Here is a 24188-nt window from a genome sequence, read left to right as displayed (position 1 = left end):
TCTTGAACACTATGCTTTGCGAGCTGCTGCTCGGGCGCTGCGTGGTCATCGCCACGGACACCGGCACGTCGACAATTTCCCCTGGAGCCAGGCTCAGCTCGGTCTTGCCTTGCAACTGGAAGTCGTCACCCTCCACCAGCATCAGGCGATAGTCCTGGTGCTCCTGGGTCTTGTTGATGACCTTCAAGCTGTAGATGTTTTCGATCTGCCCCTGGCCGTTCTCGCGGAACAGCCCGCGATCCTTGGTCACGTCCAGCGAGACCATTGGCCGTTCCACCAGCGCAAGGGCGAGGGCGCTGATCATCGCCAGCAGCACGGCGGTGTAACCGATCAGTCGCGGTCGCAAGAGACGGGTCTTGCCACCCTGCAGTTCGTGCTCGGAGGTATAGCTGATCAATCCAGGGGCGTAGCCCATCTTGTCCATGATCGAGTCACAGGCATCGATGCACGCTGCGCAGCCAATGCACTCCATCTGCAAGCCGTCGCGGATGTCTATGCCGGTCGGGCACACCTGTACGCACAGCTGACAGTCGATGCAGTCGCCCAGGCCGACAGCGGCCGGTGCTACGTCACGCTTGCGCGGGCCACGGTGTTCCCCGCGAGCGAAGTCGTAGGAAATGGTCAGCGTGTCTTTGTCGAACATCACGCTCTGGAATCGCGCATAGGGGCACATGTGCATGCACACCGCTTCACGCAACCAGCCGGCATTGATGTAGGTGGCACCGGTAAAGAACAGGACCCAGAACAGGCTGACGCCGGCCATTTGCAGGGTCAGCAGTTCTTCGGCGAGGGGCCGGATCGGGGTGAAGTAGCCGACGAAGGTCAGACCGGTGAGCAGGCTGATCGCCAGCCACAGTGTGTGTTTGGCGGCGCGGCGGGCTAGCTTGTTCAATCCCCACGGTGCGGCTTGCAGCTTGATGCGCTGATTGCGCTCGCCTTCGGTGATTTTCTCGCACCACATGAAGATCCATGTCCACGAGCTCTGCGGGCAGGTGTAACCGCACCAGACCCGTCCGGCGAATACAGTGATGGCGAACAGACCGAACGCGGCAATGATCAGCAGCGCCGAGAGCAGGATGAAATCCTGTGGCCAGAAGGTCGCGCCAAAGATGTGGAACTTGCTTTCGGAAAGGTCCCAGAGCACCGCCTGACGTCCGCCCCAGTTCAGCCACACGGTGCCGAAAAACAGCAGAAACAGAAAACCCGCGCCACTCATGCGCAGGGTGCGAAACAGGCCGGTAAAACTGCGGGTGTGAATGAGATTGTCGCTGGACCCGGACTTCGTCTTTGCACGCGAAGGCTCAAAAGTCTGGACGGACGGGGCACTCTCAAGGGTTCGGACGGGAATTCTTTCGCTCATGGTCTTTCGCTCATCAGCCTCCATCAGGCCGGAGCACTATGAGCGTCGATCTGTTTGCATAACAGACTCAGGTATCGCAATAAAAAGCGGATCAGATGAGCTCTGATCCGCTGTCTGCGACACTTTGAAGCAGCTGTCAGCCCGGTCCCTGTGCACCTGTCGCAAGCACTCGCCGGCCTGGTTGATCTGCGTCGGTCAAATCACCGAATCACTGTCGGTGGCTTTCAAATGCTTACGCCCATCTACAGCGCCTGCTACGGTCAATGCATCAGCTTCTGCTTCGGTGATGTAGACGCGCTGACCATCGAGTTCGACTGCCGACATGGCTTTGTCCGAATCGGTGATTACGGTGACGTCGGGACACAGGCGGATTTCTTCGCCGTTCTCGGTAGTGAAGAAGCAAGTCTGGTTTTCGATGCGAACGGTCATGGCGGAGTCCTTATTTCTGCGGGTTCTTCAGCATTAGGCTATGGCCGGCCAGCATCGTTCGGTGCAACCGATTAATGGTTGGCGTGGTCCATCTTCCAGATCAATCACAAGGACAGCAGCATGAAAGCCTGGTGGCATGAAGTATGGGAAACCCTGCAAGCGGAATTCGCCGACATCGGCGATGCATCACAATTGACACGAATCACTGTGAGACTGGTTATCGCCGCGATCCTGGGCGGCATTTTGGGGTTCGAACGGGAGAACAAAGGCAAAGCCGCCGGGGTGCGTACCCACATGCTGGTGGCATTGGGCGCCGCATTGTTTGTGCTGGTGCCGCAGATGTCCGGGTCCCAGGCAGATGCCATGAGCCGGGTGGTGCAGGGGGTAATTGCCGGCATCGGTTTTCTTGGCGCCGGGACCATTCTGAAAAATCCCGGAGGCGAAGAGGGCCACGTGAAGGGATTGACCACCGCAGCCGGGTTGTGGATGACCGCTGCGATCGGAGTATCGGCAGGCATGGGGCGGGAGTCTACTGCAGTGCTGAGTACGTTGCTGGCACTGGCGATTTTCAACGTGATGCCGAGGATTGTGAAGTTGCTGGATAAAGATCGGGGGATGCGCCGTAACCATTGCCGAAGCAGCAGGCTCTTGCGCCTGTTGTAACGGCTCACTGCCCGGCCATCGACGACAATGACGGCCTACTGCTCTGCCATCGTCCGATCGCGCGTCTACGATCGCTGCCAACTGTAGGAGCGAGCTTGCTCGCGAAGAAGCTGAGAGCGCCGTTGAGTGTCAGGCTACCCTCGTCATCGTTAGCGCCCATCGCGAGCAAGCTCGCTCCTACAGGGTTCGCGGTTAAGGGTTACACAACCACCGGCGGCATGGTATCTGGCGGGTCTTCCCGAGGTGGTGGCACCGTTCCAGGCGGCTCCTGCTCCGGCACCGGCTGCGGATCGGTTGGCGGGATAACGGGATTGTCGATATTCGGATCCGGCGTTTCAACAGGGTTGGGAATCGTCATCGCTGCATCTCCTGTGGCACATGGCTTGAGTCGTGCTTAAGTCTGTTGACCCTTGCTCGCATGAAATGATTCCCGTGCTCGAACTGAGCAATCAGCGTGAACTTTACCCGCGCCGGTCGCTCGGAACCTAAGTGAGTTCATTCCGGGGCCGAGCGCTTTGCGATTGTCGGCCCAGTACAAGAGCGTCCATGGGGCGTAAAGGAGAGATGCTCGATGACGACTGAAAAGCCTACAGAGTTGAGCTACAACCCTCATATACCGTTGTCGCAGGCACTTTTGCTGCCGCGAATCGCGATTGAAGACACCATGCCGATCCTCGATGGCGGGCAGTTCGCTGTCAAAGCCGTGGTGGGTCAGGACGTCGTGGTCACCAGCAAGGTGTTTGCCGACGGCCATGACAAGCTGGCGGTGCGGGTGCGTTGGCGCTCCGAGGGCGATGAGAGCTGGCACAGCGCGGTGACGGGCGAACTGGGCAACAACGGCTTTCAGGGCCAGTTTCGCGTCGAGCGTCAGGGCCGATACGTGTTCTGCGTGGAGGCCTGGATCGATCAGTTCGCCAGCTTCTGTTATGAACTGGAGAAAAAGCACAGCGCACGGGTGCCGGTCAGCCTGGAACTGCAGGAAGGTCGTACTCAGGTCCAGCACGCCGCCGAGCGTGCCGAAGGGCCTCTGAGCGAAGCACTGGCGGCTTTGCACCATGAGCTGTCCGGGCTGCTCGAAACCGAGCAGGTTGCATTGTTTCTGCACCAACGTAGCGCCGACCTGATGGCCCAGGCCGACCATCGGGCCTTTGTCAGTTTCAGCCCCGAGTATCCGGTGGACGTCGAGCGTGAACTGGCCGAGTTCGCCAGTTGGTACGAGCTGTTTCCGCGCTCGATCACCGACGATCCAAGCCGTCATGGCACTTTTAACGACGTACACTCGCGTTTGCCGATGATCCAGGACATGGGCTTCGATGTCCTGTATTTCCCGCCGATTCATCCCATCGGTCGCAGCCATCGCAAGGGCCGCAACAATTCCCTCACCGCGGGCCCGGATGATCCCGGCAGCCCTTATGCGATCGGCAGCGAGGAGGGCGGCCACGAGGCGATCCACTCGCAACTCGGCACCCGCGAAGACTTCCGCCGACTGGTGGCGGCCGCCGCTGACCATGGCTTGGAGATCGCCCTCGACTTTGCCATTCAGTGTTCCCAGGATCACCCGTGGCTCAAACAGCATCCGGGCTGGTTCAACTGGCGGCCGGACGGCACGATCAAATACGCGGAAAACCCGCCGAAGAAATACCAGGACATCGTCAACGTCGACTTCTATGCGCCGGACGCGATTCCGAGCCTCTGGGTCGAGCTGCGTGACATCGTCATCGGCTGGGTCGAGGAGGGCGTGAAGATCTTTCGCGTCGACAATCCGCACACCAAACCGCTGCCGTTCTGGCAATGGCTGATTGCCGATGTGCGGGCGCTGTACCCGGAAGTGATCTTCCTTGCCGAAGCCTTCACTACCCCGGCAATGATGGCGCGGCTGGGCAAGGTCGGTTACACGCAGAGCTACACCTATTTCACCTGGCGCAACACCAAGGCGGAACTCGCCGCTTACTTCACAGAACTCAATGAATCACCGTGGCGCGAATGCTACCGGCCGAACTTTTTCGTCAATACGCCGGACATCAACCCGGCGTTCCTGCATGAATCCGGGCGTGCCGGTTTTCTGATTCGCGCGGCGCTGGCAACCATGGGCTCGGGCCTGTGGGGCATGTATTCGGGTTATGAATTGTGCGAAGCGGCGCCGGTGCCGGGCAAGGAGGAATACCTTGATTCGGAGAAATACCAGATCCGCGTCCGCGACTTTACGGCACCCGGCAACATCATCGCCGAGATCGCCCAGCTCAACCGCATCCGCCGGCAGAACCCGGCGCTGCACACCCATCTGGGCTTGAAGGTCTACAACGCCTGGAACGACAACATTCTGTACTTCGGCAAGCGCAGCGCCGATGGCAGCAATTTCATCCTGGTGGCGGTCAACCTTGATCCGCACAACGTGCAGGAGGCGAATTTTGAGCTGCCGTTGTGGGAAATGGGCCTGCCGGACGATGCAACGACCCACGGCGAAGACTTGATGAGCGGGCATCGCTGGGACTGGCACGGCAAATACCAGTTCATGCGCCTGGACCCGGCGTACCAGCCGTTCGGCATCTGGCGGATTTCCGTGTCCTGACCAACCGAGCCTGACGCCGGCCCCGTAGGAGCTGCCGAAGGCTGCGATCTTTTGATCTTGAGTTTTTGTTGACGCGAAGTTTCTTGTAATCAACAGCAGGATCAAAAGATCGCAGCCTTCGGCAGATCCTACGAGGGTGATTTGCGAGATGGATCGCTTTATCGAATTCAACAGGAGTTTCACATGGCGAAGAAACCCAAGGCAGCCACCTTTATCAAAGACCCGCTCTGGTACAAGGATGCGGTGATTTATCAAGTTCACGTCAAATCGTTTTTCGACTCCAACAACGACGGTATCGGCGACTTTCCCGGCTTGATCGCCAAGCTCGACTACATCGCCGAACTCGGTGTCAACACCATCTGGCTGCTGCCGTTCTACCCATCGCCGCGTCGCGACGACGGCTACGACATCGCCGAATACCGTGGTGTACACAGCGATTACGGGACCATGGCCGACGCCAAGCGCTTTATCGCCGAGGCGCACAAGCGCGGCTTGCGGGTGATCACCGAGCTGGTCATCAACCACACCTCCGACCAGCACCCGTGGTTCCAGCGTGCCCGCAAAGCCAAACCCGGTTCGGCAGCGCGGGACTTTTATGTGTGGTCGGATGACGACCAGAAATACGAAGGCACGCGGATCATTTTTCTCGACACCGAAAAGTCCAACTGGACCTGGGATCCGGTCGCCGGCCAATACTTCTGGCACCGCTTCTATTCGCACCAGCCCGACCTGAATTTCGACAACCCGCAAGTCATGAAAGCGGTGCTGTCGGTGATGCGCTACTGGCTGGACATGGGCATTGACGGACTACGCCTCGACGCCATCCCTTATCTGATCGAGCGTGACGGCACCAACAACGAAAACCTGCCGGAGACCCACGACGTCCTCAAGCAGATTCGTGCCGAGATCGACGCCAATTATCCTGACCGCATGCTGTTGGCCGAGGCCAACCAATGGCCGGAAGACACCCAGCTGTATTTCGGTGACACCGACGCCCATGGCCTCAATGGCGACGAATGCCACATGGCGTTCCACTTCCCGCTGATGCCGCGCATGTACATGGCCCTGGCCCAGGAAGATCGCTTCCCGATCACCGACATTTTGCGCCAGACCCCGGAAATACCTGCCAACTGCCAGTGGGCAATCTTCCTGCGCAATCACGATGAGCTGACGCTGGAGATGGTCACCGACAAGGAGCGCGATTACCTGTGGAATTACTACGCCGCTGATCGCCGCGCACGCATCAACCTGGGTATCCGTCGGCGTCTGGCGCCGTTGATGGAGCGTGATCGTCGTCGCGTCGAATTGCTCAACAGCCTGCTGCTGTCGATGCCGGGCACGCCGACTCTGTATTACGGCGATGAAATTGGCATGGGCGACAATATCTACCTCGGCGACCGCGACGGTGTGCGGACGCCGATGCAGTGGTCGATCGACCGCAACGGTGGTTTCTCCCGCGCTGATCCGGCCAGTCTGGTGCTGCCGCCGATCATGGACCCGCAATACGGTTATCTGTCGGTCAACGTCGAAACCCAGGCCGGTGACCCACATTCGTTGCTCAACTGGACGCGGCGTATGCTCGCCGTGCGCAAGCAATCCAAGGCATTCGGCCGGGGCACGCTGAAGATGCTCTCGCCGAGCAATCGACGCATTTTGGCCTACACCCGCGAATTCACCGATGCCGATGGCAAGCACGAAATCATTCTGTGCGTGGCCAACGTGTCGCGCAGTGCGCAAGCGGCGGAGCTGGATTTGTCGGCGTACGTCGGCATGGTGCCGGTGGAGATGCTCGGCGGTAACGCGTTCCCGCCGATTGGCCAGTTGAATTTTCTCCTGACGCTGGCGCCGTACGGTTTCTACTGGTTCGCCCTGGCGACCGAAAACCAGATGCCAAGCTGGCACGTCGAACCGGCGCAGAGCCTGCCGGACTTCACCACGCTGGTGCTGAAAAAACGCATGGAAGAACTGCTCGAAGCGCCGTCCCGCGCGACGCTGGAGCAGGGCATTCTGCCGAGCTGGCTGCAAAACCGGCGCTGGTTCGCTGGCAAGGACGCGGCCGTCGACAAGGTGCATATGGCCTACGGCGTGCGCTTCGGCGATGCCCAGCACCCGGTGCTGCTCAGCGAAATCGAAGTCACCAGCGGCGGCCAGACCAGCCGTTATCAATTGCCGTTCGGCTTTATCTCGGAAGATCAGGTTGGCGCGGCGCTGCCGCAACAATTGGCACTGGCCCGCGTGCGTCGAGTGCGTCAGGTCGGCATCATCACCGATGCATTTGCCTTGGAAAACTTCATTCGCACGGTGTTGGAGGGTATGCACAACAACACCGTGTTGGCGTCTGACGAAGGCGAGATCCGCTTTGAACCGACCGCCGCGCTGGCTCAACTGGGTCTCAACGCAGAGTCGGAGGTGCGCTATCTGTCGGCCGAGCAGTCCAACAGTTCGGTCGTGGTGGGCAAAAGCCTGGTGCTGAAGTTGATCCGCAAGATCGCCTCCGGGGTCCACCCTGAACTGGAAATGAGTGCGTACCTGACCAACGCCGGGTTCGCCAATATTTCCCCATTGCTGGGCTCGGTGATTCGCCGCGATGCGCAGGGCGAAGACAACCTGCTGATGATCGCTCAGGGTTATCTGAGTAATCAGGGCGATGCCTGGGAATGGACGCAGAACAACCTCGAACGGGCGTTGCGCGACGAACTGGCCGATGCCATGTCCGAGCAGGAACAGCACTACAACGCGCTAAGCGAATTGAAGGACTTCGCTGGCATGCTCGGTCAGCGACTGGGTGAGATGCATCAAGTGCTCGCAGCCCCGACCGACAATGCCGACTTCGCTCCGCAGGTTACTACGCAAAAGAAGCCCTGGCCTCGGCCAGGGATGTCGCCGCACAGGTCGAGCATGCGTTGAAGTTGCTCAAGCAGCATCAGGGCGAGCTCAATGCTGCAGATCAGAAGCTGGTCAAACGCTTGGTCGATGAGAAAAAAACCATCCTCGCCCACGTGCAGGATCTGGCGAAGAAAGCCGTCGGCGGTCTGCGTATCCGCGTCCACGGCGACTTGCATCTGGGCCAAGTGTTGGTGATCAAGGGCGACGCCTATCTGATCGACTTCGAGGGTGAACCGGCGCGGCCATTGAGCGAGCGTCGTGGCAAACACAGTCCGTACAAGGACGTCAGTGGCGTGCTGCGTTCCTTCGATTACGCAGCGGCGATGACCATCAACGTACACAACGTTGATCACAGCGCCGAGTCCGAAGGCGCACGTCAACGTGTCGCCGAACGTTATCTGCGCGAGGCGCGTGAGGCATTTTTTCAGGCATATCGCCGGGCGGCAGCTAGTCTTGATCATGCCTGGCAAGATCCTGATGGCGCCGACGCCGCGCTTGCGTTGTTCGGCCTGGAGAAGGCGGCCTATGAAGTGGCCTATGAAGCCGAAAATCGCCCCACGTGGCTGCCCGTGCCGTTGCACGGTTTGTACGGGTTATTGACAGGGCTTAAACCCTTTTCCGATCTTGGTGGAGAGTAGTCATGAGTTTCCAGAACAAGGAACTGGGTCACGCTAAAGAAGCGCTGCTGCCCGGATCGCAGGACATCGACGCGCTGGTGCGCGCCGCACATCCCGACCCTTTTGCAATTCTCGGCCCCCATGCCGATAACGCTGGCGGGCAATTCATTCGGGCTTATCTGCCGGATGCCCTGAGCGTGCAAGTACTGGCAAAGGATTCCGGTGAAGAACTGGGCAATCTCGAGGCCACCCAGACCCCAGGTTTGTTCGTCGGGCATTTCGATCGCGCCCAGCCTTACCTGTTGCGCACCCGCTGGGCCGGTGGCGAGCAGGTTTCCGAGGACCCCTACAGCTTCGGTCCCTTGTTGGGCGAGATGGACCTGTACCTGTTTGCCGAGGGCAACCATCGGGATTTGAGCAGTTGCCTCGGTGCACAGTTGAAAACGGTAGACGGGGTCGATGGCGTGCGGTTTGCCGTCTGGGCGCCGAATGCCAAGCGGGTTTCGGTGGTGGGTGATTTCAATAACTGGGACGGCCGCCGTCATCCCATGCGCCTGCGGCATCCGACGGGTGTCTGGGAGCTGTTCATCCCGCGCATGCAGGCGGGTGAAACTTACAAATACGAAATCCTCGGCGCCAACGGTATCTTGCCGCTGAAGGCCGACCCGATGGCCCTGGCGACTACCTTGCCGCCAGACACGGCGTCCAAGGTCGCCTCGCCCCTGAGCATCGAATGGCAGGACCAGGCATGGATGCAGTCGCGCATCGAGCGCCAGCACCCCAGTGCGCCGCTATCGATCTACGAACTGCACGCCGGCTCCTGGCAGTGTGAGCTGGATGACCTGGGCGAAGTCGCCCGCCAGTACACCTGGCACGAGCTGGGCGAGCGGTTGATTCCTTACGTGAAGGAACTGGGTTTCACCCACATCGAGCTGATGCCGATCATGGAGCACCCGTTCGGGGGTCATGGGGTTATCAGCTGCTTTCGCAGTTTGCCCCGAGTGCCCGCTACGGTTCGCCGGATGATTTTGCCGCCTTCGTCAACGCCTGCCACAAAGCCGACATTGGGGTGATTCTCGACTGGGTACCCGCGCATTTCCCCACCGACACCCATGGCCTGGCGCAATTCGACGGCACCGCGCTGTATGAGTACGGCAATCCGCTGGAAGGTTTCCATCAGGATTGGGACACGCTGATCTACAACCTCGGCCGCACCGAAGTACATGGCTACATGCTTGCTTCGGCGTTGCACTGGTTGAAGCATTTCCATATCGATGGTCTGCGGGTTGATGCGGTCGCCTCGATGCTCTATCGCGACTACTCGCGCAAGGCCGGTGAATGGGTGCCGAATCGCCATGGTGGCCGGGAAAACCTTGAAGCCATCGATTTCCTTCGGCACTTGAATGACGTGGTCGAGCTGGAAGCGCCGGGCGCGTTGGTGATCGCCGAGGAATCCACGGCGTGGCCGGGCGTCAGCCAGAGCACCCAGCAGGGCGGCCTCGGTTTTGCCTACAAGTGGAACATGGGCTGGATGCACGATTCGCTGCATTACATCCAGCAGGATCCGGTGTATCGCGCGCATCACCACAACGAGCTGAGTTTTGGTCTGGTCTACGCTTGGTCAGAGCGATTTATCTTGCCGATCTCCCATGACGAAGTGGTGCATGGCAAGCATTCGCTGATCGACAAAATGCCTGGAGATCGCTGGCAGAAGTTCGCCAACCTGCGTGCCTATTTGAGTTTCATGTGGACCCATCCGGGCAAGAAGCTGCTGTTCATGGGCTGCGAATTCGGGCAATGGCGCGAGTGGAATCACGATCAGCAACTCGATTGGTATCTGCTGCAGTACTCGGAGCACAAGGGTGTGCAGAAGCTGGTGGGCGACCTCAACCGGTTGTACCGCGAAGAACCGGCGATGCACGATCAGGACGACGCGCCACAGGGCTTCCAGTGGTTGATTGGCGACGATGCAATCAACAGCGTCTATGCCTTCCTGCGCTGGAGCAAGGATGGCAGCCCGGTTTTGGTGGTTGCCAATTTCACGCCTGTGCCGCGCCAGGGTTATCGAGTGGGCGTGCCGTTTGCCGGTCGCTGGACCGAGGTCATCAACAGCGACGCGGCGATGTACGCCGGGTCCAATTATGGCAATGGGGGCGGGGCGTTTACCGAGGAAGAACCCAGCCACGGACAGCCGCTGTCACTGTCGCTGAATTTGCCGCCGTTGGCGGTGTTGATCCTGCGGCCTGAAGCGTAAGAAAAAGGTGGAACAAAAGATCGTCAGATCGCGGCCCGAGCCTGCGCCAGCTCCTACAAGCAATACCGTGTAGGCGCTGCCGCAGGCTCAGGCCGCGATCGGACGATCGTTTGCTGCTAAGACACCTCACCAGCGCATTCGCACGCCGAGGCTGCCGATCAGTCCGTTGAGGTCATTGTCATCGACGTCGCTGCTGTAATCGGCACTCGCATAGAGGCTCACAGCCGGCGTTACCCGCGCCACCAAGCCCAATCCCAACTCGACGGTCGATGACTTGCGGCTGCTGCTGATCTTGTCGACCTGATCCAGCGATACGGTATTGCCGGTATAAACCGTGTGCCAGAGGTTGGTGCGAACGTAGGGTTCGACCGGCAAACCGTTCAAATCGTAACTACCTTTCAGCCGTGCTCCGACGCGGCCACTCCACGCGCTCAGATCGGTCGATGAAGCATTGCCCGACCCGGCATACGGCGTATCAAGGGTAATCCGCTGATTGATCAATTGCGCCTGCGGTTCGACCACCCAGTTCTCACTCAAGCCAATCGGATAACCACCCTCCACGGAGAAGGTCATCGCGCTGCCTTCGGTGGCTTGCCGAGCGCCTTGTTCGTTGCGGCTGAAACCGCTGACCCGGCCACCGCTGGCCGTCAGGTCGACGTGCCAGCCTTGCGCTCCGGTGAGGCTCCAGTAGGCGCCAAGGCTCTGGCCTTGCAGATTGAGGGTGTCCGTGGCGGGGTCGGCCTGGGCGCGACTGGTCAGCAGGCCATTGCCGTTACTCTGGAACTGGCTGACGCCGCCGATCAGCCCAACGCGCTGGGTATGCCCGCCGGCACTTTGCAACGTCAGTATCGCCGGACCCCAGGACTCGCTGGCACCGGGCCCGGAAAAGCCTTGCGCCAGCACGTCGTCCTGGGCCTGGCGCGAAGGCTTGCCGTAGAGCTGGTCCCAGGTCGAGGGTGCGGCGTCTTCGATGGTCAGCCGTGAACTGCGGGCGTCAGATGCTGCGCTGACATGCCCGGGGTAGGGGGCCGTGATATTGATTGCAGGTAGTGACATCGTCGGGACGTCCTGGCGATACCAGGGCAACGTCTCATCTTCCGCGGGCCCGGCTTGTGCTCCCACCGATGAGCACAACAGCAGCGAACTCGAAAGGGTGTAGAAAGTGGCTTTGATCTCAAGCGGGGGGAGTGATGTTCTCATGGTGGTCTACCTTGCAATCGCATGCGCTGTCTCGCTTTGGCGTCTCTCCTACCCCGAATGAGGGGCGACCGAATTGAGTAGGCCAAACCTGCACCGGCCCCTGCATGAGCGGTGTGAAGGCTTGTTCCTGGTAGTGTTCCGGGGGTAGTAACCTGTAGCTAAGAAGACCCTTGACATTGCGTCAAGAAAATGGCCGATAAGTGGTAGGGTTAATTTATTCCCCATAAGTGACTGATTTCCGGCGCGCTTGCAAGTGGTTGTTTGTACGGGGCATCGTCAAAAAACCGCGCGCCAGAGCCTTTATATGACGGCTACCAGCTGATTCTCACGCCGACGTTTCCAAACAGTCCGCGCAAGTTCTGGCTGTCGATATTGGTGCTGTAATCGGCACCGGCGTAGACGCTGACGGATGAGGCCAGGCTCACATTCACGCCCACACCGATGTCGGCGGAGGAGGCTTTCTGTTCAGTGGTGACCTTGTCGACGTCGTCAAATGTCACGGTGTCTGTCCCGGACAACGTATGCCACAGGTTCGCCCGCAGGTAGGGTTCGAGCGGGCGACCGCTGACCTGATAGCTGCCTTTGAGCCTTGCCCCCAGGCGCCCGGTCCATGCGCCGTCCGAGTCGAAGGATACCCGGGAAATCCCGTCGTCCTGGCTGTCCAGAGAGATCTTCTGATGAATGATTTGCGCCTGGGGCTCGAGCACCCAGGTGTCATTGAGGGCAATGGGATAACCGGCTTCACTGGACACTGTGAGCCCGTGGCCACGAGTATCCAGTTTCAGGCCACGCTCTGAGCGGTTGTCGCCATCAAAGCGGGTCGACATGATCACGTTATCGAAGTACCAGCCGCGGTTGCCCACCAGTGTCCAGTACAAGCCGACATGGTCGCCACGCAGGTCGATCTTGCCGGCGCGTTTGTCTTCAAAGCCCTCGTTGAAGCCGTCGACATTGCCCTTCATGCCGGTATGACCCACGAAGAACCCGATTCGCTGCGTGTGCCCGCCCGAGGTTTGGGAGCCGTAAAGGTCATTGCCCACTTGAAAGCCTTTGAGCGAACCATCGAAGCGCGGCGTCACGGTGCCTGACCAGGTCTGGTCGAGATTCTTGCCGTAAGCCCGGCCCCAGCCCGCACCAAACGCACCGGTTTCGGTGAGCAGGCGTTGATCGCCCTGGCGATCGTGGAAAGTGCCGAGCGCTGTCAGGGTCAACTGGGCCGCAGCAGGGGGCAGCACTGACCAGGTGGCGACTTCGGGACGGTAAAGGGGAATCGGCGCGGCACCCGCAACGGCTTCGGGCAACGGCGGCAGCGGTGCCGGTGCTGGTAGCGGCGGGCTTCCCGGTTCAGGAGTGGGGGCCGGAGGGGCGGGCGCGGCGACCGGTATCGCAACGACGGGTACCGTAATAGGCGGCAACGCCGGATCCGGATTGGGGATGGTCGTCACCGCAGGGGCGACCACTGCCGAGCGCAGGTACCAGCTGTTTTCCGTACCGGCGGTGACCCCGCCCTTGAACAGACGGTAATCGAAAGCGCCTGCGGAAATCAGGCCGCCGTTAAGGGCGAAGGCTCCGTTGCTGGCCACGGCCGAGCCTTGCGCCTCGACCAGCTGGATACCGTTCTGTTGAGTGACCCCGCCGACTCCGCCCAGGTTCTGCACGGTAATGACGGTATTGCCGGTCAGGGTGCCGTTACTGACCACCAGTTTATCGCTGGGAGAGCTGTCATCGCCCAGCACGCTTTGCAGCAGCAGTTTGCCGCCGTTGCCGGCGTAGTTGCCCTGTACCGTCAGTGTGTCGTTGCTGCGCGAATTGGCACCGGTGAGGTCGATGGTCCCGGCATTGTTCAAGGTCGCGAGCTGGCCCGCAGTGAACGGCGCGATGCTGCCTTGCACCGAGGTGAGGGTGCTGCTGGCGTCGACGTTGATCACGCCGGTGCCACTGGTACTGTCACCCAGGATCAGCGAATCGCTCGCCAGGTCAAGGCGCGAATTATTACCCAGGTTCAACGCCTCCCAGTTGATGTAGCGGGAGGCGCCGGCTGTGGTGGTCTGATTGAAATTCAGGGTGTCGGTGCCGGGACCACCGTCCAGGCCCGGCGTCAGTGCCAGGGTGGTTTCAGTGAGGTTGGAAAGGGTGGCGAGGTCATTGCCTTCGCCCATCAGGATTGCCGAACGGATGATCCCGCCGCCGTTCCAGTTGAGGATGTCATCACCGACGCTGGCGCGGATTTCGCCGACGATTTCGCCGCCAGTAACGGTGATGCTGTCATTGCCACCGCTGACGCTGACGTTGCCGCCGATTCTGCCGCCGGAGACGATGATGCTGTCGAGGCCGAAGCCGGTCACCAGATTGCCGGTGACCTCGCCGCCAGACATGTCGAAGAGGTTGTTGTCGAGCTTCATGTCGACTCGACCGATAGTGCCGCCGGACATCCTCGCTATGTCCCCGTCCTCGAAGGCCCCGACTATGGTGCCATTGGTCATCAGGAAGGTGTCGCGGCCGTCGCCTTGGGCCAGGGACTGGATGCGCCCGCCACTCATGACGAAGTCATCGATCTGATTGCCCTGATTCACCGCGCCGGTGATCACGCCGTTGGTGATCAACACCGTGTCTGAACCATCACCCTGATTCAGGGTGCCAGTCAATGTCCCGGAATTCATGACCAGGCCATCATTGCCCGCACCAAAACTTACGTTGCCGATGATTTGGCCCGTGCCGCTGGTGGGAAAGCTCAGGGTGTTGTTGCCATTGAGATCGGTCAGTGCGCCGCCGATGCCGCTGTCGCAGACATGGTTATCGTTACTGGCGGTGGGCGTGAATGTACAGCTGGCCTGAGCGAATTGTGGCGATCCAAGGCTTAGGCACATGGAAACCGCGAGGGCATTGAAACGGTAGTCACTGATACGGTACTTAGGCCAACCTGTCGCAATGTCCATGCCTATCTCCAGGTGTGTAAAGGCGTGCCACGCTTCAATTGATACCGTACCAACAGAATTCGCCGACAACCACTGACACAAATGACAGCAGGTCGGATTTATTTATAGCTTACAAATGGACTTCCACCGCCAACGGCAAGTGATCAGAAAGGTGCGTCCAGGGCTTGTTTCCCAGTATTCGCGGATCATGGCTGCTGGCATTGCGCAGGTAAATGCGGTCCAGGCGCAACAGGGGAAACCGCGCCGGGTAGGTCTTGGCGGGACGACCGTGATGGCGTTCAAAGGCTTCATGCAGATAGTCGCGCCGGGCGAGGGCGGCGTTGCCCTTGCAGCTGCCAGTCGTTGAAGTCCCCGGCGATAATGACCGGTGCATCGTCGGGGAGGGGACTCAAGCAGTTGGCAAAGCAACTGGAGCTGCAGCTGGCGATGACTTTCCAGCAGGCTCAGGTGGACGCAGATCGCATGGACTTCGGCATGCCCCGGAACATCGAGTACGCAGTGCAACAGGCCCCGGCGCTCGGGGCCGGTGATCGACACGTCGAGGTTGCGGTATTCGCGAATGGGGTACTTGGACAGCAATGCGTTGCCATGATGACCATCGGGGTAAACGGCATTGCGACCGTAGGCGAAATCACTCCACATGCTGTCGGCGAGAAATTCGTACTGCGAAGTCTGTGGCCATTCGTTGTAGCGGCTCGAATGGCGTTCGTGTTCACCCACCACCTCTTGCAGAAACACCAGATCGGCCGAGGTGCTGCGCACCGCTTCGCGCAGCTCCGGGAGGATGAAACGCCGATTGAGCGCGGTGAAGCCTTTGTGGGTATTGACCGTCAGCACGCGCAGGCGATGGATGGCCGGTGGCGCATTCAGCGGCATGTCTTCAAGTGCCTGCTGCGTTGGATCACTGGTCACGTTAACTCCTGGTAGGCGGTTCCATATCTATGCGACTGATGGGGGCGCGCGCAGTTCAGCGCAAATCGGTGATCGGCAGTAGCCAGACATCGAACCTCCCACAGGGATTGGTCTCCCCAGGGATTGGTGTCAGACGAAGACGATTTCGTAAGGCAGGCGCATCCGTTCCAGCAGTACCCGGGGTAGCAGGGGTGCGATGCCCAGCGCAGGCTCGCCGTTGAGCTGGCTGGCGTAGGCATGGGTGGCGTGGCTCTTGCGCGCGACGGTCCAGCTGTCAAGGCGCAGCTTGCGTGCGCGCTCCCAGGGGATTTGCTCGCGGTCGCGGATCGGTCGGTGCCAGGCGCGAATGGGTACTTCGTTGAAGGCCGCGCCGACTTTTTCGCGGCCTTGGCCGCCGCGCGGCCCACGGCATCGTGATCCAGGTGGCGGTCCTCGCGCCAGGTACTGAACACCACGTCGCCGGGGCGCAGGTAACGGCTGATGAATTCGGTCAGCTGCGCTTCCTGATCGATCAGTGCGCTGTCGGTAAACCCGCCACGCACCCATTTCAGGCTGTGCATGGGCAGACCGAGGCGGCGCAGCGCTTCGACGCTTTCCTGCGGACGGAACACGCTCAGGCGTTTCTCCGACCATTGCCGTGAACCGGGATGGCTGGCACTGCCGTCAGTGATCGATAGCAATTGCAGCGGATGGCCAAGGCTGGCGAGTAGTTGCAGCAGGCCACCGGCTATCGCCACCTCATCGCCGGGGTGCGGGGCGATGACGACGGCTCGCGCGCCGACGGGCACCAGACTGCGGGTGTTGATGACCGGAATGTTGTCGAGTTGCCGGGCGCTGTTCCATATCTGCGCTGGCGCTCTGTTTTCGCTGAGGGATAACAGTTTCATGTGAGCGACGTCCTTGTTCCGGGTGTATGAGCATGGGTGCGCACGCTCCAAACCATGGATTGCCGCGCAGGGAGTATTGCTCATGTATTGCGATTCGTCGCGTGTATGTTCTATCTGGTACGTTTTTTGCCGATGTCGATCTCCCATGCAGGCGCTCACCTGGTTGCGAATAACCTGAGATCGCCGCGCGGCATCAGGTTGCCCGCGTTATCGTTCAAGACCATCGCGAGCGAGCTCGCTCCTGCAGGGGCGTCGTCAGGTGCTGCTTCGCAGGCCTTCCAGGGTGGCCACCGAACGCGGTTCGCGACTCCATAGTTCCAGCAGGAAGTCGGCTTCCTGGTGCAACACCAGGCGCGGCAAGTGCAGGTGTTCGTGCAGCAGGTCATGCACCTGGCGGGCATTCAGGGGACAACCGTCGATGGGCGGGCGCCAGTGGCATGCCAACAGTTGACCGTCGGCGGTGAGGGACTGCGAGGCTTGTTCGATCAGGCGCTTGAGGTCTTCGGCATCGAGGTAGTAGCCAAGCTCACTGATCACGATCAGGTCGAATTTCTCACTCGGCCATTGCTCGGGCAAACGTGCCTGAAGCACCTGCGCATGGTTGAACGGGCTCAAACGCGTACGCGCGAGGGCGACGGCGGCACTGGCGGTATCGCAACACAGCAGGCGGTCGCAGCGGGTGGCGAGGTCGGCGCTCAATTCCGCCGTTGGCGCACCCCGGTTCGAAAATGGCGCGGTAGCGCGGACGGGGCAGCGCAGCCAGGGTAATGGCCCGTTTGCGTTGTTCGTACCAGCGCTGGCGGAATGCCCATGGATCGTCACTGTTAGCAAACAAACCGTCAAAATATCGATCATCGACGCTCATACGAACACCACCTCAAAGGGTTGTAGCAGACGCTCCAGCACGAAGGGCGCGAGCACCGGTGGCAAACCGATCTGGGGGTCGCCCTCAAGCTGACTGGCGAAGGCATGGATTGCGTGGCGTTTGCGTGCGATCAACATCGGCGACAACAGGACCTTGCGCGCTCTATGCCAGGGAACACTGTGGTCTTCGGGCGTTGCCCAATGCCAGGTCCACACCGGCAGTTCATGCAAAGTCGCCCCGACACGCTGAGCCGCTTCAGCACTGGCACGCCCCACCGCTTCGTGATCGCAGTGCCCGTCTTCGCGCCAGGTGGTGAATACCACATCACTGGCGCGCAGATGACGCTCGATAAATGTGCTCAATTCGTCCTCCCTGGCTGCCACCTGGCTGTCGGCAAAACCACCACGCAACCACCTCAGGCTGTGCAATGGCAGCCCGAGCCGTCGTAGCGCTTCCACCGACTCCTGGGGGCGGACAGTGCTCAGGCGTTCCACCGGCCAGCGTTGTGAGCCCGGATGACTGGCGCTGCCATCGGTCACCGAAATCAATTGCAGGTCACGGCCAGCCTCGGCCAGCAGCTGCAGGAAACCGCCGCAGCCGAGGATCTCGTCGTCGGGGTGTGGGGCAATGATCACCGCGCGAGCGCCCTTAGGGACCAGTTGCAGAATATCGATCACCGGCAGCTGCGCCAGTTGGCTGGAGGCTTGCCACTGATACAGCGGCGTGCCCTGGCCGACAATCGGATTGGTTTTCATAACGTCCATGTCCCTTCACGAATAATCTGCCCCAGGCCCGCGAGATCGCGCTCGGCGTGACTCTGGCGCAGAAAAACCGGCAGGTCGGCGCTCAGTTGCGCGAACTGTCGGTCTTTGCAATAAGGGCCGGCGCCCAGCGCGCGGCCGACATGATGAATGACTTGCTCGGCGGCGTTTTCAACCACTGCACGGGCGCGTCGGGCAAGCAATTCGGCGTCTTTCAGAGGGGCCGCATCTATCGCCAGGGCGCTGGCACGCAACACCGCGGCAGCGCCTTGCAGGGCACTGTCAACGGCGCCCAGATGGGCCAGGGCGTGGGGTTCGTCGCGCTGCGCACAATGCTCGCGTAACCGCTCGGCAATGCTGCAGGCCGCGCCATACCAGCAGGCGGCAATGCCGATTCCGCCTTGCCAGAAACCGGGGCGTTGCAGGTAATCGCCGGGGTTGCCGATGGCGGTCGCCTGGGCGTTGTCAAAGAGGACCTCGACGCTGCCGGTTGCGCCCATGCCGACCGCTTGCCAGCCCACATCGGTCACCGTGACTCCTGGCTGATCAAGGGCGACTGCCACCAGTTGTTGACGGTCCTGCTCGTCCCAGGCAGTCAGTAGCGCATGACTGAGCACTGCGGCGCCGGAGCACCAGGCCTTGCGACCATTGAGCGCGACGGCCTGCGCTGAATGGGTCAGCCGAACCCGGGCATTCGGCGGTTCGGCCGCCCACATGCCCCAGGTACTGCCAGGCGGCGGCGCAAACGCACCGAGTTGCTGGAAAATCGCCAGCGCGTCGGTGTGCCCTTCATACAATTTGCACAACCGCAGATCATGCCCGCCCACCTCGGCCAACCGCTGGAATCGCTCCAGCGTGTGGCCTTGCCCCGGTAGCGGCAGTCGATCCAGACCTGCCTCCACCAGTTGCTCCAGGCACTGTCCTAGTGCCCGGGTGCCGTCGTAGTCCGTCGACTGGCGATCAAGACAGGTCTTGGGCTCCATTTCACTCGTCTTCCTCACGCTGCAGTTCGAACAACAGGAGCGAGCGGCCAGTCACGGAATACTCATGGCCAAACTCGAAACGTTCCTGACCACGGATCGAAGGTTGATTGGTGTCGACCATGCACGTCCAGAACACGCCCTCAGGGACTTCCGGCAAGGTGAAGTTGACGATGTCGTGATGCGCATTCACCACCAGGAGCAGGGTGGCATCTGCGCCCTTGCGACGAATCCCGGTTTCCTGGGCGCGACCGTCCAGCAGCATGCCGAGGCAGCGCCCATGGGCGTCTTCCCACTGCTCGATGGACATCTCGCTGCCATCCGGGGCCAGCCAGGTGACGTCCTTGACGCCGATATCCTCGTTGTAGTTGCCCACCAGGAAGCGTCCGCGACGCAGGATCGGGTAGGCCAGGCGCAACTTGATCAAGCGCTTGACGAATTTCAGCAGGGCCTTGCCGTCCTCGCTCAAATCCCAGTTGACCCAACCGATCTCGCTGTCCTGGCAGTAGGCGTTGTTATTGCCGTCCTGGGTGCGGGCAAACTCGTCACCGGCGACGATCATCGGCGTGCCTTGCGCGAGCAACAGCGTGGCGAAGAAATTGCGCATCTGCCGGTGGCGCAGGGCATTGATCTCCGGGTCGTCGGTCGGGCCTTCGACGCCGTGGTTCCACGACAGGTTGTTGTTGCTGCCGTCCTGGTTGTTCTCGTCGTTGGCTTCGTTGTGCTTGTCGTTGTACGACACCAGATCGTTGAGGGTGAAACCGTCGTGAGCGGTGATGAAATTGACCGACGAATACGGCCGGCGACCGCGCTGATTGAACATCTCGCCGGACGCAGTCATGCGGCTGGCGAAATCCGCCAGCTGGCCGTCATCCCCTTTCCAGAACGAGCGTACCGTGTCGCGGAATTTGTCGTTCCACTCCACCCAGCCCGGCGGGAAGCCGCCGACCTGATAACCGCCGGGGCCGCAATCCCATGGCTCGGCGATCATTTTCACCTGGCGCAGCACCGGGTCCTGTCGGCAAGCGACGAGGAAGCTGTGGCGTTCGTCGAAACCGTCATGATAACGACCGAGAATGGTCGCCAGATCGAAGCGGAAGCCGTCGACGTGCATCTCGCTCGCCCAGTAACGCAAAGAGTCAGTGACCATTTGCAGCACGCACGGGTGACTCAGGTCGAGGGTGTTGCCGGTGCCGGAATCGTTGATGTAGTAGCGCTTGTCGTCGGGCATCAAGCGGTAGTACGAGGCGTTGTCGATGCCGCGCATGGACAGGGTCGGGCCTTGCTCGTTGCCCTCGGCGGTGTGGTTGTAGACCACGTCGAGGATCACTTCGAGATTGGCTTCGTGCAGGTGCGCGACCATTTCCTTGAATTCGGCGATCTTGCCGCTGGCCAGATAGCGCGGGTCGGGGGCAAAAAACGCGATGCTGTTGTAGCCCCAGTAATTGGTCATCCCTTTCTGCAACAGGTGCTGGTCATTGACGAAGGCGTGGATCGGCAGCAGCTCGACCGTCGACACACCGAGCTTGCGGATGTGTTCGAGTACGTCGTCGACCATCAATCCGGCAAACGTGCCGCGCACGTTTTCCGGCACCGAAGGGTGACGCATGCTGATGCCGCGCACGTGGGTTTCATAAATGATGGTCTTGTCCCACGGCACGCTAACGCGATGGTCGTTGCCCCAGGTGTGCGCCGGGTCGATGACTTTGCACTTGGGCACGAACGGCGCGCTGTCACGCTCATCGAAACTGAGGTCGGCGTCAGGGTGGCCGATGGTGTAGCCGAACAGTGCTTCCGACCATTTCAACTCACCCACCAGCTGTTTGGCGTACGGGTCGATGAGCAATTTGTTGTGGTTGAAGCGGTGGCCGTTGGCTGGATCGTACGGGCCGTAAACGCGGTAGCCGTAGATCAACCCCGGATGCGCATCGGGCAAATAGCCGTGGTAGATCTCGTCGGTGTATTCCGGCAATTCGATGCGTTCGAGTTCGACTTCGCCGGCGTCGTCGAAAATGCACAGTTCAACCTTGGTCGCGTTGGCGGAAAACAACGCGAAGTTGACACCCAGGCCGTCCCAGGTAGCACCGAGCGGGAAGGGCAGGCCCTCACGAATTCGCGAGGCCTCGGTGTGAGGTTCTGTCGCGGGTTTTTTGGACTGCTCATAAATGCTCCTGCAAATGGGGTCGAAGGCGGTGTGGCGATAGTTTTTTCAGGGCGAACGACCCCGACATGGCGAGCAAGCTCGCCATGAATCCAGTCAAATCAGAAAGTCTGTCGTCAGACCGAAGGTTTTTTAGTCGATCGCGGCTTTTTCTCGGGAGCCTTTTCGCCTGGCGGTATCACCGAGGAAGCGGCTGCAGGCTTGGCCTTGGCGGCGGCCTTGGGCTTGGCAGCAGGCTTGTCTTCAAGCTTGCCGTTGGGCTTGGCAGCCTTGCCCGCAACACCCTTGCTGCCAGCCGCCTTGGGCGACTTGGTGGGGGCCAGTGCTTCAGCTTCCGCCAGTTTGCGGGCCATCTCCCAATGACGGGCTTCCTGGCCCTCGGGCTGTCCTTCCGACTCCCAGATCTGATAGGCAAATTCGCGAACGCGTTTATCGTCGGTACTCATCGCTATGCTCCTGAACTGAACTCAAGCTTGTGTAGAAAATTGGATAAAAAGATTGACCGGGAATTCGCCCAGCGCGGTGCTGATGTTCAGCTCCTTGTGATTTGTGACTGTGGCGCCGGGAAAAAGTCCCTTCAGATTTTCTGCGGATGCCTCGAACGGTAATTTGACCCGGGTATCGCCCCACTGCAGCGCATCAACCAAGGGCAGGGCACTGTTTTTCAGCAGTTCGGCGCAACGAATCGGGACGATCACTACAGCCCTGCTGCCTGCATGTTCACGCATGAAGGCGAGCACTCTGTGGGCCTGGCTGCCGATCACCTCCAGTGGCTGATAGCTGCCACGGGCGAACAGTTGGGCATGCTCGGCCCGCAGGTTGAGGGTGCGGCGAATCAGCGTCTGCTTGATTCTCCCATCGCGCCAGGCCGCCAACTGCTCGGCCACCTCCCGGGGTTGTGCCATGGCTTGCTGCCGGCTGTGGTAATCCACGGGCCTGCGGTTGTCCGGATCCACCAGCGAAAAGTCCCAGTAATCGTTACCCTGATACAAGTCCGGCACCCCAGGCACCGTCATGCGCAGCAAGGTTTGCGCCAGACTGTTCAGGGCACCGGGTGCCGCAAGTGCCTGGGCGGCCTTGGCCAGGGCCGAGCGCAACAGTTCACCCTCGGCACTCAGGAGCAAGCGCTCGATGAAGACCTGGACCGCTCGCTCGTAGGCGTCATTGGGCGCACTCCAGCTGCTTTGCAATTTGGCTTCGCGCAAGGCTTTCTGTTGCCACTGCCAAAGGCGCTTGGCGTACTCCTCGAGGCCCGCCTGATCGTCACTGCGCAGGTCCAGCGGCCAGCTGCCGAGGATGGCTTGGTAGAGGATCAACTCGTCGCCGGCAGACGGCATCTGCTCGTCGTCACGCAAGGGCCGGGCGAGGGTTTGCCACAGCGGCACCTGTTCGGCATACCAGGCGCTGCGCTCGCTCAATATGGCCAGTCGCGCGCGGGTGTCTTCACCGCGTTTGTGGTCATGGGTGGCCGTGGCCAGCAGATTGTCCGGGAAAGCTTCGAAGCGCTGCAGGCAAGCCTGGTGAAAATCAGCGACGGGCGCGCTGAACTGTTCGGTGCTGAAGCCCACGTCGTTGCGCGACAGCAATACTGCCGAACGATAGAACGCCGTGTCCTCGACCGCCTTGGCGGCCGCCGGTGACGTCAGTTGCTGGAAGCGTACGCAGGCATGCTTGAGAATCTTGCGCGAGCGCCCGATGGGGCGCTCACGCCATTGCTTGCCACCCAGCCAACCGGCCAGGCAGTCGAGCACCGGCCAGTCGGCCTCGCCGAGGGTCTGCCGCGCTCCTGCCAGGGCCTGCTGGAAGAACACATCGTCTTCGTTGCAACGTCCAAGCGGGCTGATGTAGGTGCGGTACACCGGAAAATGCACGATCAATTCCTGCAGCGCGCGGCGGATCGCGCCCAGAGTCAGGTCGCGGGTCATCAGGTCATCCCGGGCCACTTGCAGCAGTGCCTGGGCCACGCTTTCGAAATCGCCGGCCAATGAACCGTTGAGGATCTGCTGGCGGGCCAGTTGGGCTTCCTGGCGAAAGTCGGCAGGCCGTTCGCTGTACTTGCTCCACAGTTCACCCAAAGGTTGGGCGCCCTCGAGGATCGTGTTGCAACAGCGACAATTGGTTCATGAACTCGTAGCCCGTGGTGCCGTCCACCGACCAGTCGCGATGCAGCGCTTTCGCCTTCACCGAGGATCTTCTCGACGTAGATTGGCAGGTGGCGTTCGGGCGACAGCGAGTCGACCCGACGCCGCAGTTTGCGACAATAGCCACGCGGATCGGCCAGGCCGTCAATATGGTCGATTCGCAGCCCGTCGATCAGGCCTTCGGCCACCAGCTCGAAAATCTTCGCGTGGGTCGCCTCGAAGACGCGCAGGGCGCTCCACGCGCAGGCCACCCAGTTCGTTGACGTCGAAAAGCGCCGCCAGTTGATGTCATCGCCCGCCGTTCGCCAACTGGCGAGGCGGTAGCTCTGGCGCTCGAGCAGCAGGTGCAGGCGCTCAAAACCCTCAGGCGTCTGCGAGTCATAACCTTGCAGATTCTGCTCGATACGCTGCCGGATGGCCGGGTCCCTGGCCAGTTCGCGCAGCTCTTCCTTGAGCGGTACTGCCAGGCTGTGGGCGTCGGTCTGGTAGCTCAGGGCAGAGAAGCGATCGGCGAGGAATTTGAGCGGCTCATCATCGCTCCTGAGCAACTCGCCGTAGCTGTTCGGG

General features: G+C 60.7%; 11 protein-coding genes and 7 pseudogenes. 4 read left to right on the top strand and 14 right to left on the bottom strand.

All coding sequences use genetic code 11. The features are described from left to right. Together ccoG and JFT80_RS19390 are read right to left on the bottom strand one after the other, a co-directional pair. Positions 1 to 1360, bottom strand: a 1360-nt coding sequence (ccoG, locus tag JFT80_RS19395) for a cytochrome c oxidase accessory protein CcoG (RefSeq protein WP_201148958.1), incomplete at its 3' end; no start/stop codon positions are given. A 195-nt stretch (positions 1361 to 1555) separates the two neighbouring features. Continuing rightward, positions 1556 to 1789 (bottom strand): DUF3203 family protein, encoded by a 234-nt coding sequence (locus JFT80_RS19390; RefSeq protein WP_045058618.1) that lies wholly within the window; start codon positions 1787 to 1789, stop codon positions 1556 to 1558. Between the two features lie 120 nt (positions 1790 to 1909). Here JFT80_RS19390 and JFT80_RS19385 point away from each other — a divergent pair, with 120 nt between their 5' ends. Further along, positions 1910 to 2452 (top strand): MgtC/SapB family protein, encoded by a 543-nt coding sequence (locus JFT80_RS19385; protein WP_201148957.1) that lies wholly within the window; start codon positions 1910 to 1912, stop codon positions 2450 to 2452. 79 nt (positions 2453 to 2531) lie between these two features. Here the strand turns inward: JFT80_RS19385 and JFT80_RS24550 are convergent. Both JFT80_RS24550 and JFT80_RS19380 read right to left on the bottom strand, forming a co-directional pair. Next, a pseudogene (locus tag JFT80_RS24550) lies at positions 2532 to 2612 on the bottom strand (outer membrane lipoprotein carrier protein LolA); the annotation flags it as partial. 39 nt (positions 2613 to 2651) lie between these two features. Beyond that, a complete protein-coding gene (locus tag JFT80_RS19380) occupies positions 2652 to 2810 on the bottom strand; it encodes a hypothetical protein (protein WP_163019444.1) in 159 nt (52 codons plus the stop codon). A 213-nt stretch (positions 2811 to 3023) separates the two neighbouring features. Between JFT80_RS19380 and JFT80_RS19375 the strand changes: the two genes are divergently transcribed. The 3 genes and pseudogenes from JFT80_RS19375 to glgB all read left to right on the top strand — a co-directional run bounded on the left by JFT80_RS19375 (position 3024) and on the right by glgB (position 10778). After that, positions 3024 to 5021, top strand: a complete 1998-nt coding sequence (locus JFT80_RS19375; protein WP_201148956.1) for an alpha-1,4-glucan--maltose-1-phosphate maltosyltransferase — start codon at positions 3024 to 3026, stop codon at positions 5019 to 5021. Positions 5022 to 5204: 183 nt separating this feature from the next. Beyond that, positions 5205 to 8545: pseudogene (treS, locus tag JFT80_RS19370) on the top strand (maltose alpha-D-glucosyltransferase). 2 nt (positions 8546 to 8547) lie between these two features. Further along, positions 8548 to 10778 (top strand): annotated as a pseudogene (glgB, locus tag JFT80_RS19365) (1,4-alpha-glucan branching protein GlgB). Between the two features lie 126 nt (positions 10779 to 10904). Here glgB and JFT80_RS19360 read toward each other — a convergent pair. The 10 genes and pseudogenes from JFT80_RS19360 to treY all read right to left on the bottom strand — a co-directional run. After that, positions 10905 to 11978: an autotransporter outer membrane beta-barrel domain-containing protein gene (locus JFT80_RS19360; protein ID WP_201148955.1), complete on the bottom strand. Its 1074-nt coding sequence runs from the start codon at positions 11976 to 11978 to the stop codon at positions 10905 to 10907. Positions 11979 to 12289: 311 nt separating this feature from the next. After that, on the bottom strand, positions 12290 to 14914 hold the full coding sequence (locus tag JFT80_RS19355; RefSeq protein ID WP_201148954.1) for an autotransporter outer membrane beta-barrel domain-containing protein: 2625 nt from the start codon (positions 14912 to 14914) through the stop codon (positions 12290 to 12292). A gap of 109 nt (positions 14915 to 15023) precedes the next feature. Further along, positions 15024 to 15826 (bottom strand): annotated as a pseudogene (locus JFT80_RS19350) (endonuclease/exonuclease/phosphatase family protein). A gap of 129 nt (positions 15827 to 15955) precedes the next feature. After that, positions 15956 to 16713, bottom strand: a pseudogene (locus JFT80_RS19345) (PIG-L deacetylase family protein). Positions 16714 to 16968: 255 nt separating this feature from the next. After that, positions 16969 to 17578 (bottom strand): annotated as a pseudogene (locus tag JFT80_RS19340) (SAM-dependent methyltransferase). Next, positions 17575 to 18333: a PIG-L deacetylase family protein gene (locus JFT80_RS19335; protein WP_201148953.1), complete on the bottom strand. Its 759-nt coding sequence runs from the start codon at positions 18331 to 18333 to the stop codon at positions 17575 to 17577. Before JFT80_RS19335 ends, JFT80_RS19340 begins: the two are co-directional and overlap by 4 nt. Beyond that, positions 18330 to 19322, bottom strand: a complete 993-nt coding sequence (locus JFT80_RS19330; protein ID WP_201148952.1) for an acyl-CoA dehydrogenase family protein — start codon at positions 19320 to 19322, stop codon at positions 18330 to 18332. Before JFT80_RS19330 ends, JFT80_RS19335 begins: the two co-directional genes overlap by 4 nt. Before the next feature lies 1 nt (position 19323). Next, complete coding sequence (gene glgX / locus JFT80_RS19325) at positions 19324 to 21486, bottom strand: glycogen debranching protein GlgX (protein WP_201148959.1); 2163 nt, start codon at positions 21484 to 21486, stop codon at positions 19324 to 19326. Positions 21487 to 21596: 110 nt separating this feature from the next. Further along, the gene (locus JFT80_RS19320) at positions 21597 to 21926 is read right to left on the bottom strand and encodes a DUF2934 domain-containing protein (RefSeq protein ID WP_201148951.1); all 330 of its coding nucleotides are present in this window, start codon (positions 21924 to 21926) and stop codon (positions 21597 to 21599) included. A 21-nt stretch (positions 21927 to 21947) separates the two neighbouring features. Next, positions 21948 to 24188, bottom strand: a pseudogene (gene treY / locus JFT80_RS19315) (malto-oligosyltrehalose synthase); the annotation flags it as partial.

Origin of the sequence: Pseudomonas sp. TH10, from assembly GCF_016651255.1 — a bacterium.
In the GTDB taxonomy this organism is placed as follows: domain Bacteria; phylum Pseudomonadota; class Gammaproteobacteria; order Pseudomonadales; family Pseudomonadaceae; genus Aquipseudomonas.
Note: the sequence above shows the minus strand (reverse complement) of the source record. Positions and strands in the feature narration are given on the sequence as shown.